At 69.7% G+C, this 22212-nt stretch carries 22 protein-coding genes and 2 tRNA genes; 5 read left to right on the top strand and 19 right to left on the bottom strand.

Annotation, left to right across the window (positions count from 1 at the left end):
• From C5H89_RS01765 to C5H89_RS01700, 14 genes are all read right to left on the bottom strand, one after another.
• Window positions 1-589, bottom strand: a 589-nt coding sequence (locus C5H89_RS01765; protein WP_205304809.1) for a hypothetical protein, incomplete at its 3' end; no start/stop codon positions are given.
• 112 nt (window positions 590-701) lie between these two features.
• Entirely contained in the window at window positions 702-1985 is a 1284-nt protein-coding gene (gene clpX / locus C5H89_RS01760; protein WP_104105386.1) for an ATP-dependent Clp protease ATP-binding subunit ClpX, read from the bottom strand.
• Between the two features lie 121 nt (window positions 1986-2106).
• Window positions 2107-2724: an ATP-dependent Clp protease proteolytic subunit gene (locus tag C5H89_RS01755; RefSeq protein ID WP_101523929.1), complete on the bottom strand. Its 618-nt coding sequence runs from the start codon at window positions 2722-2724 to the stop codon at window positions 2107-2109.
• Window positions 2725-2727: 3 nt separating this feature from the next.
• Entirely contained in the window at window positions 2728-3342 is a 615-nt protein-coding gene (locus C5H89_RS01750; protein WP_104105385.1) for an ATP-dependent Clp protease proteolytic subunit, read from the bottom strand.
• A 185-nt stretch (window positions 3343-3527) separates the two neighbouring features.
• Window positions 3528-4937, bottom strand: a complete 1410-nt coding sequence (gene tig / locus C5H89_RS01745) for a trigger factor (protein WP_104105384.1) — start codon at window positions 4935-4937, stop codon at window positions 3528-3530.
• 33 nt (window positions 4938-4970) lie between these two features.
• Window positions 4971-5043, bottom strand: a tRNA-Pro gene (locus C5H89_RS01740).
• 38 nt (window positions 5044-5081) lie between these two features.
• Window positions 5082-5152: transfer RNA gene (locus C5H89_RS01735), tRNA-Gly, on the bottom strand.
• 133 nt (window positions 5153-5285) lie between these two features.
• Window positions 5286-6380: a PP2C family protein-serine/threonine phosphatase gene (locus C5H89_RS01730; protein WP_104105383.1), complete on the bottom strand. Its 1095-nt coding sequence runs from the start codon at window positions 6378-6380 to the stop codon at window positions 5286-5288.
• Window positions 6373-7254: a DNA-formamidopyrimidine glycosylase family protein gene (locus C5H89_RS01725; RefSeq protein ID WP_104105382.1), complete on the bottom strand. Its 882-nt coding sequence runs from the start codon at window positions 7252-7254 to the stop codon at window positions 6373-6375. Before C5H89_RS01725 ends, C5H89_RS01730 begins: the two co-directional genes overlap by 8 nt.
• Window positions 7247-7753: a ribose-5-phosphate isomerase gene (locus tag C5H89_RS01720; protein ID WP_104105381.1), complete on the bottom strand. Its 507-nt coding sequence runs from the start codon at window positions 7751-7753 to the stop codon at window positions 7247-7249. Before C5H89_RS01720 ends, C5H89_RS01725 begins: the two co-directional genes overlap by 8 nt.
• A gap of 12 nt (window positions 7754-7765) precedes the next feature.
• Window positions 7766-8659, bottom strand: a complete 894-nt coding sequence (locus C5H89_RS01715) for an alpha/beta hydrolase (protein ID WP_104105380.1) — start codon at window positions 8657-8659, stop codon at window positions 7766-7768.
• Between the two features lie 15 nt (window positions 8660-8674).
• Window positions 8675-9244 carry a hypothetical protein gene (locus C5H89_RS01710; RefSeq protein ID WP_104105379.1) on the bottom strand — a complete coding sequence of 190 codons (570 nt, stop codon included), beginning with the start codon at window positions 9242-9244 and terminating at the stop codon, window positions 8675-8677.
• 21 nt (window positions 9245-9265) lie between these two features.
• Window positions 9266-11059: a methionine--tRNA ligase gene (gene metG, locus C5H89_RS01705; protein ID WP_104105378.1), complete on the bottom strand. Its 1794-nt coding sequence runs from the start codon at window positions 11057-11059 to the stop codon at window positions 9266-9268.
• Window positions 11060-11132: 73 nt separating this feature from the next.
• Window positions 11133-11744, bottom strand: a complete 612-nt coding sequence (locus C5H89_RS01700) for a DsbA family protein (RefSeq protein ID WP_240181643.1) — start codon at window positions 11742-11744, stop codon at window positions 11133-11135.
• A 96-nt stretch (window positions 11745-11840) separates the two neighbouring features.
• Here C5H89_RS01700 and pepN point away from each other — a divergent pair, with 96 nt between their 5' ends.
• Entirely contained in the window at window positions 11841-14414 is a 2574-nt protein-coding gene (pepN, locus tag C5H89_RS01695) for an aminopeptidase N (RefSeq protein WP_104105377.1), read from the top strand.
• A 108-nt stretch (window positions 14415-14522) separates the two neighbouring features.
• Here pepN and C5H89_RS01690 read toward each other — a convergent pair whose 3' ends face one another.
• Both C5H89_RS01690 and C5H89_RS01685 read right to left on the bottom strand, forming a co-directional pair.
• Window positions 14523-14930 carry a DUF5130 family protein gene (locus tag C5H89_RS01690; RefSeq protein ID WP_162799163.1) on the bottom strand — a complete coding sequence of 136 codons (408 nt, stop codon included), beginning with the start codon at window positions 14928-14930 and terminating at the stop codon, window positions 14523-14525.
• A complete protein-coding gene (locus C5H89_RS01685; protein WP_104105375.1) occupies window positions 14908-15282 on the bottom strand; it encodes a hypothetical protein in 375 nt (124 codons plus the stop codon). Before C5H89_RS01685 ends, C5H89_RS01690 begins: the two co-directional genes overlap by 23 nt.
• A gap of 102 nt (window positions 15283-15384) precedes the next feature.
• Between C5H89_RS01685 and C5H89_RS01680 the strand changes: the two genes are divergently transcribed.
• Together C5H89_RS01680 and C5H89_RS01675 are read left to right on the top strand one after the other, a co-directional pair.
• Window positions 15385-16410, top strand: a complete 1026-nt coding sequence (locus tag C5H89_RS01680; RefSeq protein ID WP_240181642.1) for a mechanosensitive ion channel family protein — start codon at window positions 15385-15387, stop codon at window positions 16408-16410.
• Between the two features lie 44 nt (window positions 16411-16454).
• Complete coding sequence (locus C5H89_RS01675) at window positions 16455-16841, top strand: globin (RefSeq protein WP_104105374.1); 387 nt, start codon at window positions 16455-16457, stop codon at window positions 16839-16841.
• A gap of 12 nt (window positions 16842-16853) precedes the next feature.
• Here the strand turns inward: C5H89_RS01675 and C5H89_RS01670 are convergent, their stop codons facing one another.
• Window positions 16854-17726, bottom strand: a complete 873-nt coding sequence (locus C5H89_RS01670) for a thioesterase family protein (protein ID WP_240181641.1) — start codon at window positions 17724-17726, stop codon at window positions 16854-16856.
• 225 nt (window positions 17727-17951) lie between these two features.
• Between C5H89_RS01670 and C5H89_RS01660 the strand changes: the two genes are divergently transcribed.
• Together C5H89_RS01660 and C5H89_RS01655 are read left to right on the top strand one after the other, a co-directional pair.
• Complete coding sequence (locus C5H89_RS01660) at window positions 17952-19166, top strand: acetyl-CoA C-acetyltransferase (protein ID WP_104105372.1); 1215 nt, start codon at window positions 17952-17954, stop codon at window positions 19164-19166.
• A gap of 128 nt (window positions 19167-19294) precedes the next feature.
• A complete protein-coding gene (locus C5H89_RS01655) occupies window positions 19295-19792 on the top strand; it encodes a MarR family transcriptional regulator (RefSeq protein WP_104105371.1) in 498 nt (165 codons plus the stop codon).
• Window positions 19793-19861: 69 nt separating this feature from the next.
• Here the strand turns inward: C5H89_RS01655 and ettA are convergent, their stop codons facing one another.
• Both ettA and C5H89_RS01645 read right to left on the bottom strand, forming a co-directional pair.
• Window positions 19862-21544, bottom strand: coding sequence for an energy-dependent translational throttle protein EttA (ettA, locus tag C5H89_RS01650; RefSeq protein WP_104105370.1), 1683 nt, complete (start codon window positions 21542-21544; stop codon window positions 19862-19864).
• Between the two features lie 85 nt (window positions 21545-21629).
• The gene (locus C5H89_RS01645) at window positions 21630-22112 is read right to left on the bottom strand and encodes a single-stranded DNA-binding protein (protein WP_104105369.1); all 483 of its coding nucleotides are present in this window, start codon (window positions 22110-22112) and stop codon (window positions 21630-21632) included.
• Window positions 22113-22212: the final 100 nt, after the last annotated feature.

The raw sequence follows: 22212 nt of genomic DNA, 5'->3' as shown, positions 1-22212 counted from the left end.
CGCCGCGTCCGTGAGGCGTCGCCGGCAGTACGGCGTGCTCACCGGCCTCCTGGGAGTGCCCGTGACCGTGCTCGCCGTGCGTCTCGCGGAGCTCACCGGCCTCGTGGGAGCGCCCGTGCCCGCGACCTGGCCGCTCGTTCGTGGTCCGGGCGCTCCGGCCCGGTGCGGTGCTCTCCACGACGGTGCTGGACACCGGCACGACCACCTCGGGGCCGGGCCGGGGCGCCGGGGAGACCCGGGGCTTCGCGGACTTCGCCGTCGCGGGACCGCCGACGACGACACTCTGCGCCGTCCTGACCCCCCTGGCCGGCCCGGCGCTCGCGCCCTGGGTCCGCAGGCCGAGGGCGCCCCGCTCCCCGCCGTTGTCCGACGGCGCAGCGCGCTGGGATCCATCGCCTGCCGGTTCCACCTTGGCACTGACCCGTGCGGGGTCCCGCTGAAGGGGGGCCTCGGGCTGGGAGAGCGCGGGGAGCGCGGCGCGGAGCATCCCGACCACGGCTTCGCTGCGGAGGGCGTGGCCGAGGGAGAGGGCGCACAGCAGACTGACCACGACGAACGCGAGCAGTGGTCGCTTGTGCTCAGCACTCATGGAGGAGGGTCCTTCGGCCTGGGAACAGAAGGAGGCCAGTCTCCCCGGCCATTCCGGCATCCGTCGGTCGAACGCGTGAAATGACTAGAAGTGACTAGTCGCGACCCGTCCCTCAGGCGGACTTCTTCTTCTTCTCCGGCTCCCGGAGGACCAGGGTGGGCGCCACGTCGTCCATCACGACCTCCCGAGTCACGACCACCTTCGCGACGTCGCCGCGCGAAGGCACCTCGTACATCACGTGGAGCAGGACCTCCTCGATGATGGCGCGCAGCCCACGGGCACCGGTCCCCCGCTCGAGTGCCTTCTCCGCGATCGAGGCGATGGCCTCGTCGTCGAAGACGAGCTCGACGCCGTCGATCTCGAACAGGCGCTGGTACTGCTTGACCAGCGCGTTGCGGGGCTCGGTGAGGATCTGCACGAGCGCCTCGACGTCGAGCTTGCTCACGCTCGCGATGAGCGGCAACCGGCCGATGAACTCGGGGATGAGGCCGAACTTGGTGAGGTCCTCGGGACGCACCAGCGCCAGCAGGTCCTGCGCCTCGCGCTCGGCCTCGCTCCGCACCTCGGCGGTGAAGCCCAGGGACTTCTTGCCCACCCGCTGCTCCACGATGTGCTCGAGGCCGGCGAAGGCCCCGCCCACGATGAACAGGATGTTGGTGGTGTCGATCTGGATGAACTCCTGGTGCGGGTGCTTGCGGCCACCCTGGGGCGGCACGGATGCAGTGGTGCCCTCCAGCATCTTCAGGAGCGCCTGCTGCACACCCTCCCCGGAGACGTCGCGAGTGATCGACGGGTTCTCCGACTTGCGGGCGACCTTGTCGATCTCGTCGATGTAGATGATGCCCGTCTCGGCCTTCTTGACGTCGTAGTCAGCCGCCTGGATGAGCTTGAGGAGGATGTTCTCCACGTCCTCACCCACGTAGCCCGCCTCGGTCAACGCGGTCGCGTCCGCGATCGCGAACGGCACGTTGAGCATCCGGGCCAGCGTCTGGGCGAGGTAGGTCTTGCCGCAGCCGGTGGGACCGATGACCAGGATGTTGGACTTGGCGACCTCGACGTGCTCGTCCTTGCTGTGCTTGGTCGCCGAGCCGACGGCCGCGCCGGACTGCACCCGCTTGTAGTGGTTGTAGACCGCCACCGCGAGCGCCTTCTTGGCGTGCTCCTGACCGATCACGTAGGAGTTGAGGAACTCGAAGATCTCCCGAGGCTTCGGGAGCTCCTCGAGGCTGACCTCGGCCCCCTCGGCCAGCTCCTCCTCGATGATCTCGTTGCACAGCTCGATGCACTCGTCACAGATGTAGACGTTGGGGCCGGCGATGAGCTTCTTGACCTGCTTCTGGCTCTTCCCGCAGAAGTTGCACTTCAACAGGTCACCGCCGTCACCAATTCGTGCCACGGGCGCTCATCCTCCGGTCCGGCCGGTCGCCCGGCATCGCTGCGAAACTCCTAGACGGTACCTCGCGCCCGCCCCCCTCGGGGGGCGGACACGAAGAGCCCGACGTTTGCTGTCTGATGGGTCAGCGACCCGCGCCGAGGGCGATCTCGCCGGACCTCGGCTCGAGCACGGAGTCGATGAGGCCGTACTCGACGGCCTGCTCCGCGGTGAGGATCTTGTCCCGCTCGATGTCGCGGCTGACCGTCTCGATGTCCCGACCACTGTGGTCGGAGATCATCTTCTCCAGGAGCTCACGCATCCGGAGGATCTCGTTGGCCTGGATCTCGATGTCGGAGGTCTGGCCGAACGTGCCCTCGGTGTAGGGCTGGTGGATCAGGATCCGGCTGTTGGGCAGCGCCAGGCGCTTGCCCGGCGTACCGGCGGCCAGCAGGATCGCCGCAGCCGAGGCGGCCTGGCCCAGGCACACGGTCTGCACGTCCGGCTTGATGAACCGCATCGTGTCGTAGATGGCGGTCAGCGCGGTGAACGAGCCACCGGGCGAGTTGATGTAGATGGAGATGTCCTGGTCGGGGTTCATCGTCTCCAGGCACAGCAGCTGAGCCATGACGGCGTTCGCGACGTCGTCGGAGATGGGCGAGCCGAGGAAGATGATGCGCTCCTCGAAGAGCTTGCCGTAGGGATCGATGCGGCGGAACCCGTAGGAGGTCCGCTCCTCCCACTGCGGGATGTAGTAGTTCATGCGTCAGTCCTTGTCAGCGTCGGAGGAGTGGGCGGGCCGGCCTTCGTCGGCGGCCTCGCGGGCGCTCTTGATCACCTGGTCGACGAGGCCGTACTCGCGGGCCTGGTCAGCGGTGAACCAGCGGTCGCGGTCGGCGTCGTTCTCGACCTGCGCGACGGACTGTCCGGTGTGCTGGGCGATCAGCTCGAGCAGCACCTTCTTGATGTGCAGCGACTGCTGGGCCTGGATCTTGATGTCCGAGGCCGAGCCGCCCATGCCCGAGGAGGGCTGGTGCATCATGATCCGCGCGTGCGGCAGGGCGTAGCGCTTGCCCTTGGTGCCGGCGCAGAGCAGGAACTGCCCCATCGACGCCGCCAGGCCCATGCCCACGGTCGCGACGTCGTTGGGGATGTAGTTCATGGTGTCGTAGATGGCCATGCCCGCATCCACAGAGCCGCCGGGACTGTTGATGTGCAGGAAGATGTCGGCCTCGGGATCCTCGGCCGACAGCAGCAGGAGCTGGGCGCAGATCGCGTTCGCGTTCTGGTCACGCACCTCGGAGCCGAGGAAGACGATCCGCTCCTTGAGCAGGCGCTGGTAGATGTGGTCGTCGAGCCCGTAGGAACCGCCACCGTTCATCTGTGGCGACGTCGCGGGTGCACTGGAGTTCGGGTTCACGTCAGCGACCCTAGCCCGAAGCTCCGACAGTTCCACGAGATACCCGCCCTGTTCGCCCAGAGCGCACACATCGCCGGCCAAAGCGACGATCCCCGCCCCGGCCAGAGGGCCGGGACGGGGATCGGAAGGTGCTGTGCAGGTGAGGCTCAGGCCTGCGTCGGCGCCTCGGTGTCCTCGGAGGCCTCGTCGGAGGCGCTGTCGCCCTCGGCAGTGGGCTCCTCGGGCTCGCCGATGCTGCCGTCGGGGCGCAGGTTCTTCAGCTCGACCACGTTGCCCGAGGCGTCCTTGACGATCGCGGACTCCACCACCTGGGCCAGGGCCTTGCCGCGCACGATCTCCTGGACCAGCTCGGGGATGTGGTTGTGCTCGAACATGTGGTTGGCGAACTCCTGCGGGTCCTGACCGGACTGCTGCGCACGCATCACCAGGTGCTGGGACAGGTCGTTCTGGTCGACGCCGATCTCCTCGGCCTTCGCGATGGCGTCCAGCACGAACTGGGCGGCCACGGCGTCGCGCACCCGGCGCTCCAGGTCGGCCTCGAACTCCTCGAGGGTCTGTCCCTCGTCCTCGAGGTACTTCTCCATGGTGAGACCGGCGTAGACCAGCTGCTGCTCGACGTTCTGGCGGCGGGCGTTCAGCTCGTCGGTGACCAGGGTCTCGGGCAGCGGGATCTCGGTCTTCTCCAGCAGGGCCTCGAGCACCGCGTCCCGGGCGGCCGCGGCCTGCTCGAGCCGCTTGCCGCGGCCGAGCCGCTCGCGCACGTCGGCGGTGAGCTCCTCGACGGTGTCGAACTCCGAGGCCATCTGGGCGAACTCGTCGTCCAGCTCGGGCAGCTGCTGCTCCTGCACGGCGGTGACCTTGACGGTGACGTCGACGTCCTCGCCGATCAGGTCGCCACCGACCAGCTGGGAGGCGAAGGTCTTCTCCTCGCCGGCCGACATGCCGACCAGGGCCTCGTCGAGCCCGTCGAGCATGCCGCCGCGGCCGACCTTGTAGGACATGCCGGAGACCTCGCCACCCTCGACCGTCTCGCCTTCCTTGGCAGCCACCAGGTCGATGGTCACGAAGTCGCCGTCGGCGGCGGCGCGCTCCACGTCGACCAGCGAGCCGAAGCGCTCACGCAGGGCCTGGAGCTGCTCCTCGACGTCGGCGTCGGTGACGTTGATGTCATCCACCTCGGCGGTGACGGCGTCGTAGGCGGGCACCTCGAAGTCCGGCTTGATGTCGACTTCGGCGGTGAACTCGAGGGTCTGGTTGTCCTCGAACTTCGTCACCTCGATCTCCGGCTGGGCCAAGGGCTCCAGGGAGTTCGCCTGCAGCGCCTCCATGTACTTGGCGGGCAGGACCTCGTTGATCGCCTCGTCCAGCACCGCGCCGCGGCCGACCTGGCGGTCGATCACGGCCGGCGGCACCTTGCCGCGGCGGAAGCCGGGGACGTTGATCTGCTGGGCGATCTTCTTGTACGCCGCGTCGAGGCTCGGCTTGAGCTCCTCGAAGGGCACCTCGACAGTCAGCTTGGCCCGGGTCGGGCTCAAGTTCTCGACGGCGCTCTTCACAGGTGATCTCCTTCGTCGGTGGTGGTGCGGAAGTCGGGGCGACAGGACTCGAACCTGCGGTCTCCTGCTCCCAAAGCAGGCGCGCTAGCCACTACGCTACGCCCCGGCAAAACACCCCGCGCACGCATGTCTGGGGCGCCTCTGAGCGGATGACGGGAATCGAACCCGCGTAATCAGTTTGGAAGACTGAGGCTCTACCATTGAGCTACATCCGCATGCACTGTGCCCCGCCCCGGCCACGAGCGCCGAGGTGGGTGAATTGCGCGATGCCATGGTGCCACACCGGACGGTTCGATCCCCAACCGAGGCCCACCGGACCGGAGCCGCCTCGACGTCGGGCTGCGCGCCTCAGCTGCGCCGGTAGTGCACCATCAGCAGCGCCCGGTCATCGTCGGGGGAACCCAGCGCGTCGATGAGCCGGGCGGCGCCGTTCTCGAAGTCCCCGCGCAGCACCCGCTCGGCCTGCCCGAGCATCCGGTCGATGCCCAGGCCGATGTCGCGTCCTCGCGTCTCGACCAGGCCGTCGGTGTAGAGCAGCATCGCGTCGCCGCGGCGCATCTGACCATGGACGGCGGGGAACTCGGCGTCCTCGATGAGTCCCAGCACGGGCCCCTCGGTCTCCCTCACGCCCCAGCGGCCCGATCCCGCGTCGTGCAGCGCCGCCGGAGGGTGTCCGGCCGAGCGCAGCGCGAAGCGACCCGATCCGAGGTCCAGGGACAGGTGGATCGCGGTGGCGAAGCCCTCCTCCCAGTCCTGGCGCAGCAGGTAGGCGTTGGCGGCCGGCAGGAACTCCTCCGAGCGCATCGCGCCCATCAGCCCGCCGAAGGCCCCCGAGAGCAGCAGCGCCCGGGTGCCGGCGTCCTCACCCTTGCCGGAGACGTCGACCACCGCCAGCTCGAGCCGCTCGGGCGTGGTGCGCGAGGCCACCACGAAGTCGCCCGCGAACGGCGTACCCCCGGCGGAGCGCAGCTCCCACATCACGTGCCAGCTGGGCGGCAGCGCCGGGATCGCGCCCTGCTTCAGGATGCGGTCCCGGAGGTCGACGAGCATCGACTCCCCCCGTGACCCCGCGACGCCGAGCTGGGAGCGGCGGAAGGAGCTGAGCAGGATGATGAAGCCCAGGGCGAACATCACCGCGACGCTCACCGCGATCCGGGCGGTCACGTCGGGCTGCCGGGTGACGGCGACCGCGAGCGTCATCAGCACGAAGACCACGAACCAGGGCAGCTGGCGTGGACCCAGCACCAGGCTGGCCACCACCATGGGCACCATCAGGAGCATCATCGGGGCGAAGTCCGGCAGCCCGATGATCGCCGCTGCCATCAGCAGGGTGGCCACCACCAGCATCACCAGCTGCTCGGACAGGCCGGTGCGGGTGGCGCGCTGCCACCGCTGCCTGAGCACCCGCCACGGGGCCGACAACACCGAGCTCACTTCAGCCATGTCCATCCTCGCGCGCGTGTTGAGCCGAGCCTAGGGCCCGCGAGCGGAAGGTGGGCTGACATTTGCTGCACCAGAACAGATTCCTGCCGACCAGCACCGCCGTGCGCACGGGGGTTCCGCACACTAGACAGGGCTGACCCGTGCGCCGGTAGACGTAGACCTCCCCGCCGTGGTCGTCGCGCCGCGGCTCCCGCCCCATGGCCTCAGGGGTGTGCTCGGGCCGCACGGTGTCGATCCGGCCGCTGCGCACCCCCTCGCCCATGAGCACGACCAGGTCGTCCCAGAGGGCGCGGAACTGCCCGCGACGCAGGGTCCTCCCGGGACGCAGCGGGTGGATGCGGTGCCGGAAGAGCACCTCGGCGCGGTAGACGTTGCCGACCCCGGCGATCACCGTCTGGTCCATCAGCAGGTCGCCGATGCCCCGCGGGCTGGCGCTGATCCGGCGCCAGGCCTTCGCCACGTCGGCGTCGGCACGCAGCGGGTCCGCGCCCAGCTTCGAGATCGCCAGGTCACGACCAGCGGGGCCGACGAGGTCGCACCGGGTGGCTCCGCGCAGGTCGGCGTACGCCGTGGGGCCGGGGTCGGCGGTGACCAGGCGCAACCGCACCTGGCCCACGGGATCGGGCACCTGCGCCACGTCCGCGTGCACCGCGAAGCCACCGATCAGGCCGAGGTGGACGTGGATGAACCGCTCCCCCTCGAGCTCCACGAAGAGGTGCTTGCCTGCGGAGTCGGCACCCTCGAGGACCGCGCCGTCGAGCTGCCGGGCCTCCGCCTCGAACCGGCCCTGGGGGCTGGAGACCCGCACCCTCCGGCCGGCGAAGGCCAGCGTGAGGTCGTCCGCGAGCCGCCGGAGGGTGTGCCCCTCAGGCACCCGGTCCCTGCAGTGCGGACTCCGGCAACGGCGGGAGGTCGCCGGTGACCTCGTAGTCGGCGAGCTGCCCGATCCGGCGGACGTGGCGCTCGTCGCCGCTGAACGGCGTGGCCAGGAAGACCTCGACGAAGCGGGTCATGTCCTCGACCGAGTGCATCCGGCCGCCGACCGAGACGACGTTGGCGTCGTTGTGTTCCTTGGCCAGCGCCGCGGTCTCCTCAGACCAGGCCAGGGCGCAGCGCACCCCCTTGACCTTGTTGGCCGCCATCTGCTCGCCGTTGCCGGAGCCGCCGATCACCACACCGAGGCTGTCGAGCCCCTCGGCCCGCTCCGCGGCCACCGCCTCGGCCGCCCGCAGGCAGAACACGGGGTAGTCGTCCAGGGCGTCGTAGACGAAGGGACCGTGGTCGACGACCTCGTGGCCGGCGTCGACCAGCCAGTTCATCAGGTGGTCCTTGAGCTCGAGGCCAGCATGGTCGGATCCCAGGTGCACGCGCATGGCCTGATCCTCTCAGACGTGCTGGTCCAGGAAGCCGGCCACCTGCCGCATCAGTGGCTCGGCGGCGTCGAAGACGTCGGGGTGGCGCCAGAAGCCGTGCACCATCCCGAGGTAGCGGGTCGCCACCACGCTCACCCCGAGCTCGGCGAGCCGGGTCGCCAACAGCTCCCCCTCGTCCCGCAGCGGGTCGTGCTCGCAGGTGACCACCAGCGTGGGCGGCAGGGTGTCGAGGCTGTCGGAGAGCAGGGGCGCCAGGTCGGGGTCCTCGAAGTCGGCCCGGGAGCGGGCGTACTGCTCCCAGTACCAACGGGCCTGGTCCCTGTCGAAGCCGTCGCCCGCGGTCTGGAACGACGCACCGGAGAGCTCAGGATCCAGGAACGGGTAGATCAGCGCCAGCGCCGCGAACCGTCCCGGGTGCCGCAGCGCGGCCACCAGGGCCAGGTTGGCGCCGGCGCTGTCACCGTGGGCGAACCACGGCAGGTCGGCGCCCAGGCCGAGGTCGGCCAGGCCCCGGTCGGCGAGCCACGCCAGGACCGTCGAGACGTCGTCGGGAGCCGCCGGGAAGCGGTGCTCGGGCGGACGCCGGTAGTCCACGCTCACCACCGCCATCGACGACCGGTTGACCAGGCGGCGCACCGCCGCGTCGTGCACCTCGACGTCGTTGAGCACGAAGCCGCCGCCGTGCAGGTGCACCACCACGCCGGTCGGCCGGCGCTGCGGGAGGTAGGCGCGCACCGGGACGCCGGCGGCGTCGAGGTCGCGGACCTCCCCCACCGGCTCACGGGGTGCGGCCAGGGCCGCGGCCCGGGCCTGGGCCCGCTCCCGGGCCACGTCGAAGTCGGGGTGGTGCACGGGGGTCTCGGCCGCCTGGGCCTCCAGGGCCCGGCGGGCCTGCGGGTGCAGCACCTCAGCTCACCTGCGTCATCGGGACATCAGCGCGTCCATGGCCACCGCCACCGCCGCCGCCAGCCGGAAGTCGACGCGACGGTCGGGCACGTCGACGGTGTAGCGATCCCCGATGCTCATCTGCCGGGAGACCGAGATCAGCGGCGCCCCGTCAGGAGTGACGTAGTCGAAGTGGATCGGCAGGAACGGGAAGTCCGAGAAGCGCCGCAGCAGCGCCACCCACACGTGCCGCTCCTGACCCGTGCCCTGGAAACCGGGACCCTCGAGGTGGAAGGTGGAGCGCAGCAGGCTCGCGCCGAAGTCCTTGCGGAAGAAGCCCAGCGGCGCACCGTCGGCGTCGGTGACGTCGTACCCGGCGTTGAGGTCCACCAGGGAGCGCGCCTTGAAGCCGAAGAGCGGGCGGCTGCGGGTGGAGTCCTCGAAGAAGGTGACCTGCTCCTTGAACGCGAAGCGCTTCTGCTCCGCGAACGCCATCACCCGACCGGGCGTGCCGTCGGGCCTCGCCTCGAGAACCTCGTAGCGGTTGACCATCATGGTCAGCTTCTGCTTGAGGAAGAAGCGGGGGACGTAGGCCGGATCAGTCATGGGCAGACCCTACGACGGCTGTCAGCCCTCCAGCCCCAGCCGCGCCAGCTCCTCGGTCACCAGCGTGGGGTCGAGCTTGGTGAAGACCGGCGCCGGCTTCTCGATCGGGGTCCCCGGGACCACCGCACGTCGCTCCCAGGGCCGCACGCCGGTGTAGTCGCCGGTGATGACCGGATAGCCGGGTCCTCCGTCGAGGTCCTCGACCTCCTCGATCCGAGGCAGCGGCTGCAGGTCACCGGAGCCGCCGAGGACCACGTCGATCTGGTTGGCGGTGAACGGCAGGAACGGGCTGAGCAGGGTGTTGAGGTCCTGCACGCACTGGGCCATCACGAACAGCACGGTGCCCAGGCGCTCCGGGTCGTCCTTGATCTTCCACGGCTCGGAGTCGGTGACGTACTTGTTCACCTCGCCGACGGCGCGCATCGCCTCGGCGATGGCGCTGCGCATCCGGTTGCGGCCGATGAGGTCGCCCACGACGCCGAACGCCGCCTCGGTGGTGGCCAGGATCGTGGTGTCCGCCTCGCTCAGCGTGGCGGGCTCGGGGACCTGCCCGAAGTTCTTGGCGATCAGCGTGGCGGTGCGGCTGACCAGGTTGCCCCAGCCGGCCACCAGCTCGGAGTTGGTGCGCTGCACGAACTCGGCCCAGGAGAAGTCGGAGTCCTGGTTCTCGGGGCCGGCGGCGGCCACGAAGTAGCGGAAGGCGTCGGCCTGGTAGCGCGAGAGCAGGTCGGCGACGTAGATGACGACCTTCTTGGAGGAGGAGAACTTCCGGCCCTCCATGGTCAGGAACTCCGAGCTCACCACCTCGGTGGGCAGGTTCAGCACCCCGAGCTCGTGCGCACTGCCGCCCTTGCTGCCCTGGCCGTTGTAGGCCAGCAGCTCGGCCGGCCAGATCTGGCTGTGGAAGGTGATGTTGTCCTTGCCCATGAAGTAGTACGACAGTGCCTGCGGGTCGTTCCACCACTGGCGCCACGCCTCGGGGTCGCCCGAGCGTCGCGCCCACTCGATGGAGGCCGAGAGATAGCCGATGACCGCGTCGAACCACACGTAGAGCTTCTTGGTCGGGTTGTCCTGCCACCCCTCGAGCGGCACCGCGATGCCCCAGTCGATGTCGCGGGTCATCGCCCGCGGCCGGATCTCGGAGAGGATGTTCTTAGAGAACTTGATGACGTTGGGACGCCACGTGCCCGAGGCCTCCCGCTCGTCGAGCCACTCCCCCAGCGCGTCGGCCAGCGCGGGCAGGTCCAGGAAGAAGTGCTGGGTCTCGATGAACTGCGGGGTCTCGCCGTTGATCCGCGAGACCGGGTCGATCAGGTCGTGGGGGTCCAGCTGGTTGCCGCAGGCGTCGCACTGGTCCCCGCGCGCGCCAACGGTCCCGCAGATGGGGCAGGTGCCCTCGATGTAGCGGTCCGGGAGGGTGCGTCCCGTCGACGGCGAGATCGCGCCGTACGTCGTCTGCTCGACGAAGTAGCCGTTGTCGTAGACCCCCCGGAACATCTCCTGGACCACGGCGTGGTGGTTGCGCGTGGTGGTGCGGGTGTACATGTCGTAGGAGAGCCCGAGACCGACCAGGTCCTCCACGATCAGCCGGTGGTTGCGGTCGGCCAGCTGCTGCGGTGAGATCCCCGCCTCGTCCGCGGCGATCAGGATCGGGGTCCCGTGCTCGTCGGAGCCCGAGACCATGAGCACCTCGTGCCCTGCCATCCGCATGTACCGGCTGAAGACGTCGGAGGGCACACCGAAACCGGCCACGTGCCCGATGTGGCGCGGACCGTTGGCGTACGGCCAGGCGACTGCGGAGAGGACTTTGCTCATGAGGGCGATCCTAGTGAGGCTCGCGCCGGCGCGTCCCGGCGGTTAGGTTCCCAGCCATGAGGAGACGCCCGGGTCAGCTGAAGTCCAGGTCCCCGGTGCGCGAGCGCTTGAGCTCGTAGAAGTAGGGCACCTTCGCGACCGCGACGCAGCCGTCCCACAGCTGGCCTGCCTCCTCGCCGCGCGGGATGGCCGAGAGCACCGGGCCGAAGAACGCGGCACCGTTGATCGAGATCGTCGGGGTGCCCACGTCGTCCCCGACCTGGTCCATGCCCTCGTGGTGCGACTTGGCGACCGCCTCGTCCAGCGAGCTGTCGTCCATCGCGTCGACCAGGTCGGCCTCCAGGCCGGCCTCGGCCACCGCGGCGGCGATGAGCTCGCGACTGATCGGCTGCTGCTCCAGGTGGATCCGGTTGCCCATCGCGGTGTAGAGCGCGAGCAGGACCCCACGGCCGTGGCGCTGCTCGGCGGCGATGGCCACCCGCACCGGCCCCCAGGCTGGCTTGAGCATCTCCCGGTACTCGTCGGGGATGTCCTTGTCGGCGTTGAGGTAGGCCAGGCTCATCACGTGCCAGGTCACGTCGATGTCGCGGACCTGCTCGACCTCCAGGATCCACCGCGAGGTGATCCAGGCGAAGGGGCAGAGCGGGTCGAACCAGAAGTCGGCGTTGTTCTTGGTCTCGGTCACGCGTGCCAGTGAATCAGAAGCCCCGGCACCGCCACCAATAAGACCGCCGCCCGCGCCCACGCCGCGCTCTCGGCTCGGGATGCCATGATGGATCTCATGCCCGGAACCAACCTCACCAGGGACGAGGCCGCCACCCGCGCCGCCCTCCTGGACGTGTCCTCCTACGACGTCGAGCTCGACCTCACCACAGGTGAGAAGACGTTCGGCTCCACCACCACCATCGCCTTCACCTGCCGCGAGCCGGGCGGGTCGACGTTCGTCGACCTCGTCGACGCCACGGTGCACGAGATCACCCTGAACGGTGCCCCGCTCGACCCGGCGACGGCGTACGTCGACAGCCGCATCCAGCTCGACGGCCTCGCCGCCGACAACCAGCTGGTGGTCAAGGCGGACTGCACCTACAGCCACACCGGCGAGGGCCTGCACCGCTTCGTCGACCCCTCCGACGACCGGGTCTACCTCTACAGCCAGTTCGAGGTCCCGGACGCGCGGCGGGTCTTCACCACCTTCGAGCAGCCGGACCTGAAGTCGGTCTTCACCTTCACCGTGACCGCGCCGGAGCACTGGAAGGTCGTCTCCAACGCCCCGACTCCCGAGCCCGTGGCCGCCGGCGACGGCAAGGCCGTGTGGTCCTTCCCGACGACGGCGAAGATGTCGACGTACATCACCGCCATCGTGGCCGGGGAGTACCACGAGGTCCTCGACACCTACGAGGGCAAGTTCGGCACCATCCCGCTGGGTCACTACTGCCGCCAGTCGCTGGTGGACTACATGGACACCGAAGAGCTGGTGAAGATCACCAAGCAGAGCTTCGAGTTCTTCGAGGAGAAGTTCGACTACCCCTACCCGTTCGGCAAGTACGACCAGCTCTACGTGCCGGAGTACAACATGGGCGCGATGGAGAACGCCGGCTGCGTGACGCTGCGCGACGAGTACCTCCCCCGCAGCCGTCAGGCCCGCTCGTTCTTCGAGTTCCGCACCTCGGTGATCACCCACGAGATGGCGCACATGTGGTTCGGCGACCTGGTGACCATGAAGTGGTGGGACGACCTCTGGCTCAACGAGTCCTTCGCGGAGTGGGCCTGCTACTGGTGCGAGGCCGAGGCCACCGAGTTCACCGATGCCTGGACGGGCTTCGCCAACGCCCGCAAGCAGACCGGCTACCGCGCCGACCAGCTGCCCAGCACGCACCCGATCGCCGCGGACAACGTCGACCTGCACGCGGTCGAGGTCAACTTCGACATGATCACCTACGCCAAGGGCGCCTCGGTGCTCAAGCAACTGGTGGCCTGGGTGGGGCTCGACCCGTTCGTGGCGGGGCTGCGCCAGTACTTCAAGGACTTCGCCTTCGGCAACACCGAGTTCAGCGACCTGCTGGCCGCCTTGGAGCGGTCCTCGGGTCGCGAGCTCCAGGGCTGGGCCCAGGAATGGCTGCAGACTGCCGGGGTCAACACCCTGCGCCCGGAGTTCGCCCTGGACTCCGAGGGCAGCTACTCCTCCTTCCAGGTCCTGCAGACCGCCGCGGCGGAGCAGCCGACCCTGCGCCGCCACCGCCTGGGCATCGGCCTGTACGACGAGGTCGACGGGCGCCTGGTGCGCCGCGACTACCTGGAGATCGACGTGGAGGGCGCCTCCACCCAGGTCGAGCAGCTGGTCGGGGTGCGTCAGCCGGACCTGCTGCTGCTCAACGACGAGGACCACGCCTACGCCAAGATCCGTCTCGACGAGCGCTCGCTGGCCTGCGTCACCGCCGGGCTCTCCAAGCTCGACGACTCCCTGGCCCGCGCCCTGGTCTGGGGCGCCACCTGGGACATGACCCGGGACGCCGAGATGACGGCCAGCGACTTCGTGCGCCTGGTGCTGGCCAACATCGGCTCGGAGACCGACTCCTGGGGCGTCACCCGGATCCCCGTCTCCGCGGCGATGGCGGTCAACTTCTACTCCGCCCCCGCGAACCGCGCGGCGCTGCGTACCGAGTGGGAGTCCGGCCTGCGTGAGCTGATGCTGGCCGCCGAGCCGGGCAGCGACCACCAGCTCACCTTCACCCGCGCCTACGCGGCCGCCAGCCACAGCGACACCGCGGTGGCCGATCTGCAGGGTCTCCTCGACGGATCGTTCACCGTCGAGGGCCTCGCCGTCGACCAGGACCTGCGCTGGTCCCTGCTGACCGCGCTGGCCGCAGCCGGCCGAGCCGGGGATGCCGAGATCGAGGCCGAGCTGGAGCGCGACCCCACGATCGAGGGCAAGGAGAAGGCCGCCGCCGCCCGGGTCGCCCAACCGCGCCTGGAGGCCAAGGAAGCCGGCTGGGCCGCCATCATGGACCCGGCGACGCCGAACGAGACCTCGCGGGAGATGGTCTTCTCGATCTTCCGCTTCGGCCAGGAGGACGTCGTCGCCCAGTTCGTCGACAAGTACTTCGACGCGGCGGAGACGGCGATCGACACCCTGGGCTTCCACAAGGGCTCGGTGGTGCTGGAGTACGGCTTCCCCAAGCAGATCGTCGCCCAGCAGCAGCTGGCCGACCGGGTGGCGGAGTGGCTGGAGCGCACCTCGGCTCCGCTGGGAGCCCAGCGGTTCGCACGCGAGGGACGCGCCGACGTCCTGCGTGCGCTCGCCGCCCAGGCCCTGGACGCCGGGTCGAGCACCCAGCCGGGTGCTGGAGCCAGCTGAGCGCCTGCACGTGAACGGCTGAGCGCCGCACCCCTCGGTGCGGCGCTCAGCCGTTGTGGTCGTTCGGTGCCTGGTCGTTCCGTGCCCGCGCAGGGCAGACCCGGGTGGTCAGACTCCGACGTGCTCGGGCCCGACGTGCAGGGTGTGCTGCGGGATGGCGTGCTCGGCGAGCATCAGGATCCCGCGGCGCAACCCGCCGACCTCGTCACCCTCGGCGAAGGCCGACTGCATCGCCAGCACGGCGAGCTCGACCTCGCCGTCGGTGAGGTGACGACGTACCTCCGAGCCGGTGACGACCTCGAGCGCCCGGGACACCGGGTCGACCATGATCAGGATGCTGCGCTGCGGTGCCGCCAGGGATGAGTGCAGAGACTCGGCGAAGGCGCGCGGGGCTCCCGTGCTGACCCCGCGGAAGACCGAGAACTCGAACCGGCAGGCCTGCTCGGCCGCCCGGATGGCCTTGTCGATCTCAGCCCGCTCGCGGGCGGTGAGCTCACCAAGTGCCACTTGCGCCACCGGTGCCCTTCTCCTCGGCGTCGGAGGACTGCAGCTCGGCACGACCACCGCGCGGTCCTCCGAACCACTGGTCGTCCACGGGCTGGGAGTTGGGCGCGATCTTCTCGCCTCGGGCCAGCGCGGGCAGGTAGACCGCCAGCGAGATCAGCAGCGCCAGTCCCACCGGGACCAGGAAGAGCAGCATCAGGAACTGCATGGCGGAGACGTCGTCCGGGTCCGACCATCCCTCCGGCACGTCGGCCATGGCGGGGCCGGCGAGCAGCACGGTGAGCACGACGCCCGCCGGGACAGCCAGGCGCAGCGACGAGCGCACGACAGGACGGAGGTTCTTGAGCGCGGTCATGGAGGTCACGTGGCCAAGGATATCGTCCCCGGTCCTGGTGCCGATCACCCGAGCCCATCCGTGGCCACCTGCTGGGCCCTCGGAGCGGGCGGCACCGCAATACTGGGCGCCATGTTCGGACTCGCGACCCAGATCGACCATCCCTGCCTTCCTGGTGAACAGCTGTGCGAGTGGACCATGCAGGCCACCGGCAACGAGGACCTCGCGGAGATGGCCGACGTGCTCATCGGCAGGCCGCTGACCATCGCCATGCTGATCCTGCTGGCCCTGGTGGCCCGCTGGGTGCTGCACCGCCTCGTGGACCGCGTGGTGCGTCGCGCGGAGGCCGGGATGGTCCCGGACCGCTTCACCCGGGCGGCGGTGACCACCAGCGCCAGGTTGGGCCGCAGCACCGAGCACTCCCCCCGCGACCTGGCCGCCAACACCCGGCGGGCCCAGCGCTCCCGCACCATGGGCAGCCTGCTCAAGAGCATCATCAACGGGGTGCTGCTGGCCGTCACGTTCACCATGGTGCTCAGCGAGCTCGACGTGGACATCACCCCGATCATCGCCAGCGCCGGGATCCTCGGCCTGGCCCTCGGGTTCGGCGCCCAGACCCTGGTCAAGGACTTCCTCTCCGGGATCTTCATGATCGTGGAGGACCAGTACGGCGTGGGCGACGTCGTCGACCTGGGCGAGGCCTCGGGCACGGTGGAGGCGGTCAGCCTGCGCGTCACCAGGGTGCGGGACATCAACGGCACGGTCTGGTACGTGCGCAACGGGGAGATCCTGCGGGTCGGCAACATGAGCCAGAACTGGGCGCGTGCGGTGCTCGACCTGACCGTCGCCTACGACTCCGACCTGCTCCGGGTCCGCGAGGTCCTCACCGAGGTCACCCACGCGATGTGGCAGGACGAGGACTTCCGGGACCGGGTCATCGAGGAGCCGGAGTCCCCCGGGGTCGAGGCGATGACCGTGGACGGGGTGACCGTGCGAGTCTCGTTGAAGACCGCACCGATGGAGCAGTGGGCGGTGGCGCGCGAGCTGCGCGAGCGCATCAAGGCCCGGTTCGACCAGGAGGGCATCGTGATGCCGCACACCCGGTACGTCACCTGGACACCGGAGAAGGCACCGGTCCCGGCGGCCACCGACTCCTGAGCTCCACCGGGCCCGATGGCTGGGCTCAGGAGCGACCCGGCACAATGGTCGGCGTGACGACGTTCTACGAGGAGATCGGCGGGATGGAGACCATCCGCACCATCGTCGACACCTTCTACGCCGGCGTCGCCGAGGATCCGTTGCTGCGCCCGATGTATCCCGAGGAGGACCTGGGCCCGGCCGCCGATCGGTTCGCCCTCTTCCTCGCCCAGTACTGGGGCGGGCCCTCGACGTACGGCGAGACCCGCGGTCACCCGCGACTGCGGATGCGCCACGGCCCCTTCGCCGTGACCCCGGGCTCCGCGCAGCGGTGGCTGGTGCACTTCCGGGCCGGTCTGGACAAGGCAGCGCTCACCGAGGAGCAGGACGCGCAGTTCTGGGACTACGTGACCCACGCCGCCCAGTTCATGGTCAACAGCCCCGAGCTCTGAGGCCGGCGGGGGTCACTCCTCCAGCATGGCCAGCATTCGGGCGCGCACCTCGGGCGGCGGGTCCACACTGCGCTGGGTCGCGGGATCGAAGAAGACCAGGACCACCCGGGCCCGGCTCAGCAGGGTGCCCTCGTCGGTGATCTCGGCGTCCACGACCGCGGAGCGGTTCCCGACCTGCGACACCCAGGTGCGCACCTGGTACGGCTGTGCGCGGACGTGGATCGGGCGGCGGTAGCCCACCTCGGTGCGGGCCACGACCACACCGACCCCGCCCTCCTGAGGCATCTCGCGACCCAGGGAGTCCAGGAGCTGGACCCGGGCCTCCTGGAAGTACTCGAAGTACTTGACGTTGTTGACGTGACCGTAGACGTCGACGTCGCTGAACCGCACGTGCAGCTGATAGAGACCGCCGGCGACGTCACGCGGCTCGCTCCACAGCTCCGCGGCGGGCGCGGCCGGCTCCAGGAACCGACCCAGGGCCTGCCTCTCGGCGTCGGTGAGCCGCCGCGGGCGTTCGGTGGTGAAGGTGTACGGCGTCAGCACCGTGCTCGCCCGGGCGTACGTCGTGCGCACCCCGTCGTCGTCCTCGTCGAAGATCTCGTAGGCCATCGTGAAGGACGCGGCCTTGAGCTCGGTGACCCAGCACTCGATCTTGACCGGACGGAACCGGAACGACAACGGGTTGAGGTACTCCACCAGGTGCCGCACCACCACGATGCCCTCTCCCGGACGTCCGACCAGGCGCTCGGCCCTGCCGTCAGGGACGTGGGTGCGCAGCATGTCGACCCGGGCCTCCTGCAGGTAGTCGACGAAGACCACGTTGTTCACGTGTCCCAGCAGGTCCAGGTCGGCCCAGCGCATCGGGCACTCGTAGAGGTGGCGCACCCCGCGATGCTGTCAGACCGTGCGGGGCACCGGGATCAGTGGTGCCGGAAGTCGACGCCGAGGGCGTGGACGACGAGGGGGCTCCTGGGCGCTCTGCTCAGAGACGTCGGGCGCCGCGCCACGGATCTGCGCCGCGCCCTCGGTCACGTGCTCGGCGCGCTCGAGGACGCGCCCCAGGACCCCGTAGGCTGAAACGCGTCAACACCCGCCCAGATCGGAGAGTCAATGCCCGAGGCAGTGATCGTTTCAGCCGCTCGTAGTCCCATCGGCCGAGCCAACAAGGGGTCCCTGAAGGACTTCCGGCCCGACGACCTGGCGGCCCTCATCGTCCGGGCCGCCCTGGACAAGATCCCCGAGCTGGACGCCAACACCGTCGACGACCTCTACCTCGGGTGTGGCCTGCCCGGTGGCGAGAGCGGCAACAACATGGGGCGCATCGTCAACGTCCTCAACGGGATGGACCAGGTCCCCGGCGCCACCATCACCCGCTACTGCGCCTCCTCGGTGCAGACCACCCGCATGGCGTTCCACGCGATCAAGGCCGGCGAGGGGGACGTGTTCATCTCGGCCGGCGTCGAGACCGTCTCCCGCTTCTCCAAGGGCACCTCCGACCACATCCCGCACACGGTCAACCCGATCTTCGACGAGGCCCAGTCCCGCACCGCCGAGTACGCCAAGGGCGGCCAGGACTGGCACGACCCGCGGCAGGACGGCCTGCTGCCAGACGCCTACATCACCATGGGCCAGACCGCGGAGAACGTCGCCCGGCTGCGCGGCGTGGAGCGCAAGGAGCTCGACGAGTTCGCCGTGCGCAGCCAGAACCTCACCGAGCAGGCGATCAAGGACGGCTTCTGGGCCCGGGAGATCACCCCGCTCACCCTTCCCGACGGCACCGTGGTGCAGGCCGACGACGGCCCCCGCGCCGGAGTCACCTACGAGGCCATCTCCCAGCTGCAGCCGGTCTTCCGCCCCGACGGGGTGGTCACCGCCGGCAACTGCTGCCCGTTGAACGACGGTGCGGCGGCCGTGGTCATCATGTCCGACACCAAGGCAGCCGAGCTCGGCCTCACCCCGCTGGCGCGCATCGTGTCCACCGGCGTCAGCGGTCTCTCCCCCGAGATCATGGGCCTGGGCCCGGTGGAGGCGACCAAGCGCGCCCTGGCCAACGCCAGCATGAGCATCGGTGACATCGACCTGGTCGAGCTCAACGAGGCCTTCGCCGCTCAGGTCGTCCCCTCCTACCAGGAGCTCGGGATCGACCTGGACCGGCTCAACGTCAACGGCGGCGCGATCGCGATCGGCCACCCGTTCGGCATGACCGGCGCCCGGCTGCAGAACACCATGCTCAACAGCCTGGAGTGGCACGACAAGTCCACCGGCCTGATCACCATGTGCGTCGGCGGCGGCCAGGGCATGGCCCTGATCCTCGAGCGCATCTGAGTCACCCGGTCCGCCTGCGGCGCTTGCGGGCAGAACCACCGGACGCCCGGTCGCCCTCGTGGCGGCCGGGCGTTCGCGCGCACCGGGATCGGCACGTCGACACCCAGACAGAGGTTAAGGTCGTGCCCATGACTACTCGGGGGGAAGTCCGCTGGCTCGACGAGGACCAGCAGCGGGCGTGGCGCGCCGTGCTACTGGGCCACACACTGCTGCTGGGCCGGCTCGACGACGACCTGCGCCGCTCCTTCGAGATCTCCCTCACCGAGTACGACATCCTGGTGCGCCTCTCCGAGCGCGAGGGGCACTCGATGCGGATGGCCCAGCTCGCCGACGCCCTGGCCCACAGCCGCAGCCGCGTCACCCACACCATCGACCGCATGGAGAAGGCCGGGTACGTCGTACGCCGTGCCTCTCCCGAGGACGGGCGGGGCGTGTTCGCCACCATGACCGACAAGGGGATGGAGCTGCTCCGGCGGGCGGCGCCCGTGCACGTCGCCGGGGTCCGTCAGAACCTCGTCGACCTGGTCTCCCCCGCAGACTTCGCGGCGGCCGGCCGCGTGATGAACGCCGTGGCGGACCACCTGATCGCGGCGCACCCCGAGATGGAGCTGCGCCAGGCGGACTGAGGCCCTCGCGTCCGGTGAGACGACGATGCCCCCGACCGTCTCCGGTCGGGGGCATCGTGGTTCGCGGGATCAGTCCCGGGTGAGCTTGCGGTGCGTGACGCGGTGCGGACGCGCCGCGTCGGCGCCGAGACGCTCGATCTTGTTCTCCTCGTACGCGGCGAAGTTGCCCTCGTACCAGAACCAGTTGGCGGGGTCGGACTCGTCGCCCTCCCAGGCCAGGATGTGGGTCGCGACGCGGTCCAGGAACCACCGGTCGTGGGAGGTGACCACGGCGCAGCCGGGGAAGTCCAGCAGGGCGTCCTCCAGGGAGGAGAGCGTCTCCACGTCCAGGTCGTTGGTGGGCTCGTCGAGCAGCAGCATGTTGCCGCCCATCTTCAGGGTGAGCGCCAGGTTGAGACGGTTGCGCTCACCACCGGAGAGCACGCCGGCCTTCTTCTGCTGGTCCGGACCCTTGAAGCCGAACGAGGCGACGTAGGCGCGAGAGTTCATCTCGAAGTTGGCGACCTTGATGAAGTCCAGGCCGTCCGAGACGACCTCCCAGACGTTCTTGTTGGGGTCGATGCCGCCACGGCTCTGGTCGACGTAGGAGATCTTGACCGTCTGACCGACCTTCAGCTCACCCTCGTCGGGCTGCTCCTCGCCGGTGATCATCCGGAACAGCGTCGTCTTGCCGACACCGTTGGGACCGATGACACCGACGATGCCGGCCTTCGGCAGCGTGAACGAGACGTCGTGCATGAGGACCCGGCCCTCGAAGCCCTTGCCCAGGCCGTGCGCCTCCAGGACCACGTCACCCAGCCGCGGTCCGGCGGGGATGTTGATCTCGGAGGTGTCGATCTTGCGCATCCGGTCGGCCTCGGCCGCCATCTCCTCGTAGCGCGCCAGCCGGGACTTGCTCTTGGTCTGACGGGCCTTGGCGTTGGAGCGCACCCACTCCAGCTCGCGGTCGAGCATCTTGGCGCGCTTGGCGTCCTTCTGCCCCTCGATCTTGAGCCGGCTCTTCTTGGTCTCCAGGTACGTCGTGTAGTTGCCCTCGTAGGGGTGGGCCTGGCCTCGGTCGAGCTCGAGGATCCAGGACGCGACGTTGTCGAGGAAGTACCGGTCGTGGGTCACGGCCAGCACGGCACCGGGGTACGAGGCCAGGTGGCCCTCGAGCCACTGGACCGACTCCGCGTCGAGGTGGTTGGTGGGCTCGTCGAGGAGCAGCAGGTCGGGCTGCTGCAGGAGCAGCTTGCACAGCGCCACCCGACGCCGCTCACCACCGGAGAGGTTGTCGACGATGGCGTCCGGCGGCGGGCAGCGCAGCGCGTCCATCGCCTGGTCCAGCCGGCTGTCGAGGTCCCACGCGTTGGCGTGGTCGAGGTCAGTCTGGAGGTCGCCCATCTCGGCCAGGAGCGTGTCGAAGTCGGCGTCCGGGTTGGCCATCTCCTCGGAGATCGCGTTGTAGCGGTCGAGCTTCTGCTTGATCTCGCCGGCCGCCTCCTCCACGTTCTCCAGGACCGTCTTGCCCTCGGTCAGCGGCGGCTCCTGCTGGAGCATGCCGACGGTGGCGTCGGGGTCGAGGATCGCGTCGCCGTTGTTGGCGTGGTCCAGCCCGGCCATGATCTTGAGCAGCGAGGACTTGCCGGTGCCGTTGGGACCGACGACACCGATCTTGGCCCCGTGCAGGAAGGAGAGGGTGACGTTGTCGAGGACGACCTTGTCGCCGTGGGCCTTGCGCACATTGCGCAGGGTGAATACGTAGTCAGCCATGGTCAGTGAGCCTACCGGTGCGAGGCCCGACACCGGCCACCGGCGGCTCGGCACCGGTGGCCGCCCAGCGACTCTCGGCCCGACCTCAGGCCGCCGGCTCCTCGGCCGCGGCGACCGCCTGACCGTTGCTGTCCAGACGCGGCCCACCCTCCTCGTAGGAGTGCAGGACCGCTCGCACGGCGTCGTCCTCCACCCCCACCGCGGGCTCGGGCGCCTTGGCGCGCCGGAACTCGCTGGTGCCACGGGTCAGGTCGTGGCCCACGGAGGAGGCGACCACCACGTAGCGCGTGGAGACCGTGCCGTCCTCGCGCTTCCACACGTCGGCGACGAGCTTGCCCGAGACCACCACGGGGTCCCCGGTGCGCACGGACGCGCCCACGTTGACGGCCAGGGTGCGCCAGGCCTTCACGGCGTACCAGATGGTCTCGCCGTCCTCCCACTGCCCGCCGCGGTAGCGACGCGGCGTGCTGCCCACCCGGAAGCTCGCCACGGCCGCTCCGGCACCGGCCTCGGTGAGGGTGACCTCGGACCCGACCCAGCCGCTGAAGGTGATCATGCTGTCGTTCATATGCGCTCCTGTGCCTGTCGCCGACGCGGCACCCTGCCCCGTCGACGACCACCCTGCTGCAGCCCCGTAGGGCGGAGCGCCGTACGGCGAGCGCGCTGTG

Origin of the sequence: Nocardioides sp. 616, from assembly GCF_002930065.1 — a bacterium.
Classification (GTDB): Bacteria; Actinomycetota; Actinomycetes; order Propionibacteriales; family Nocardioidaceae; genus Nocardioides; species Nocardioides houyundeii.
Note: the sequence above shows the minus strand (reverse complement) of the source record. Positions and strands in the feature narration are given on the sequence as shown.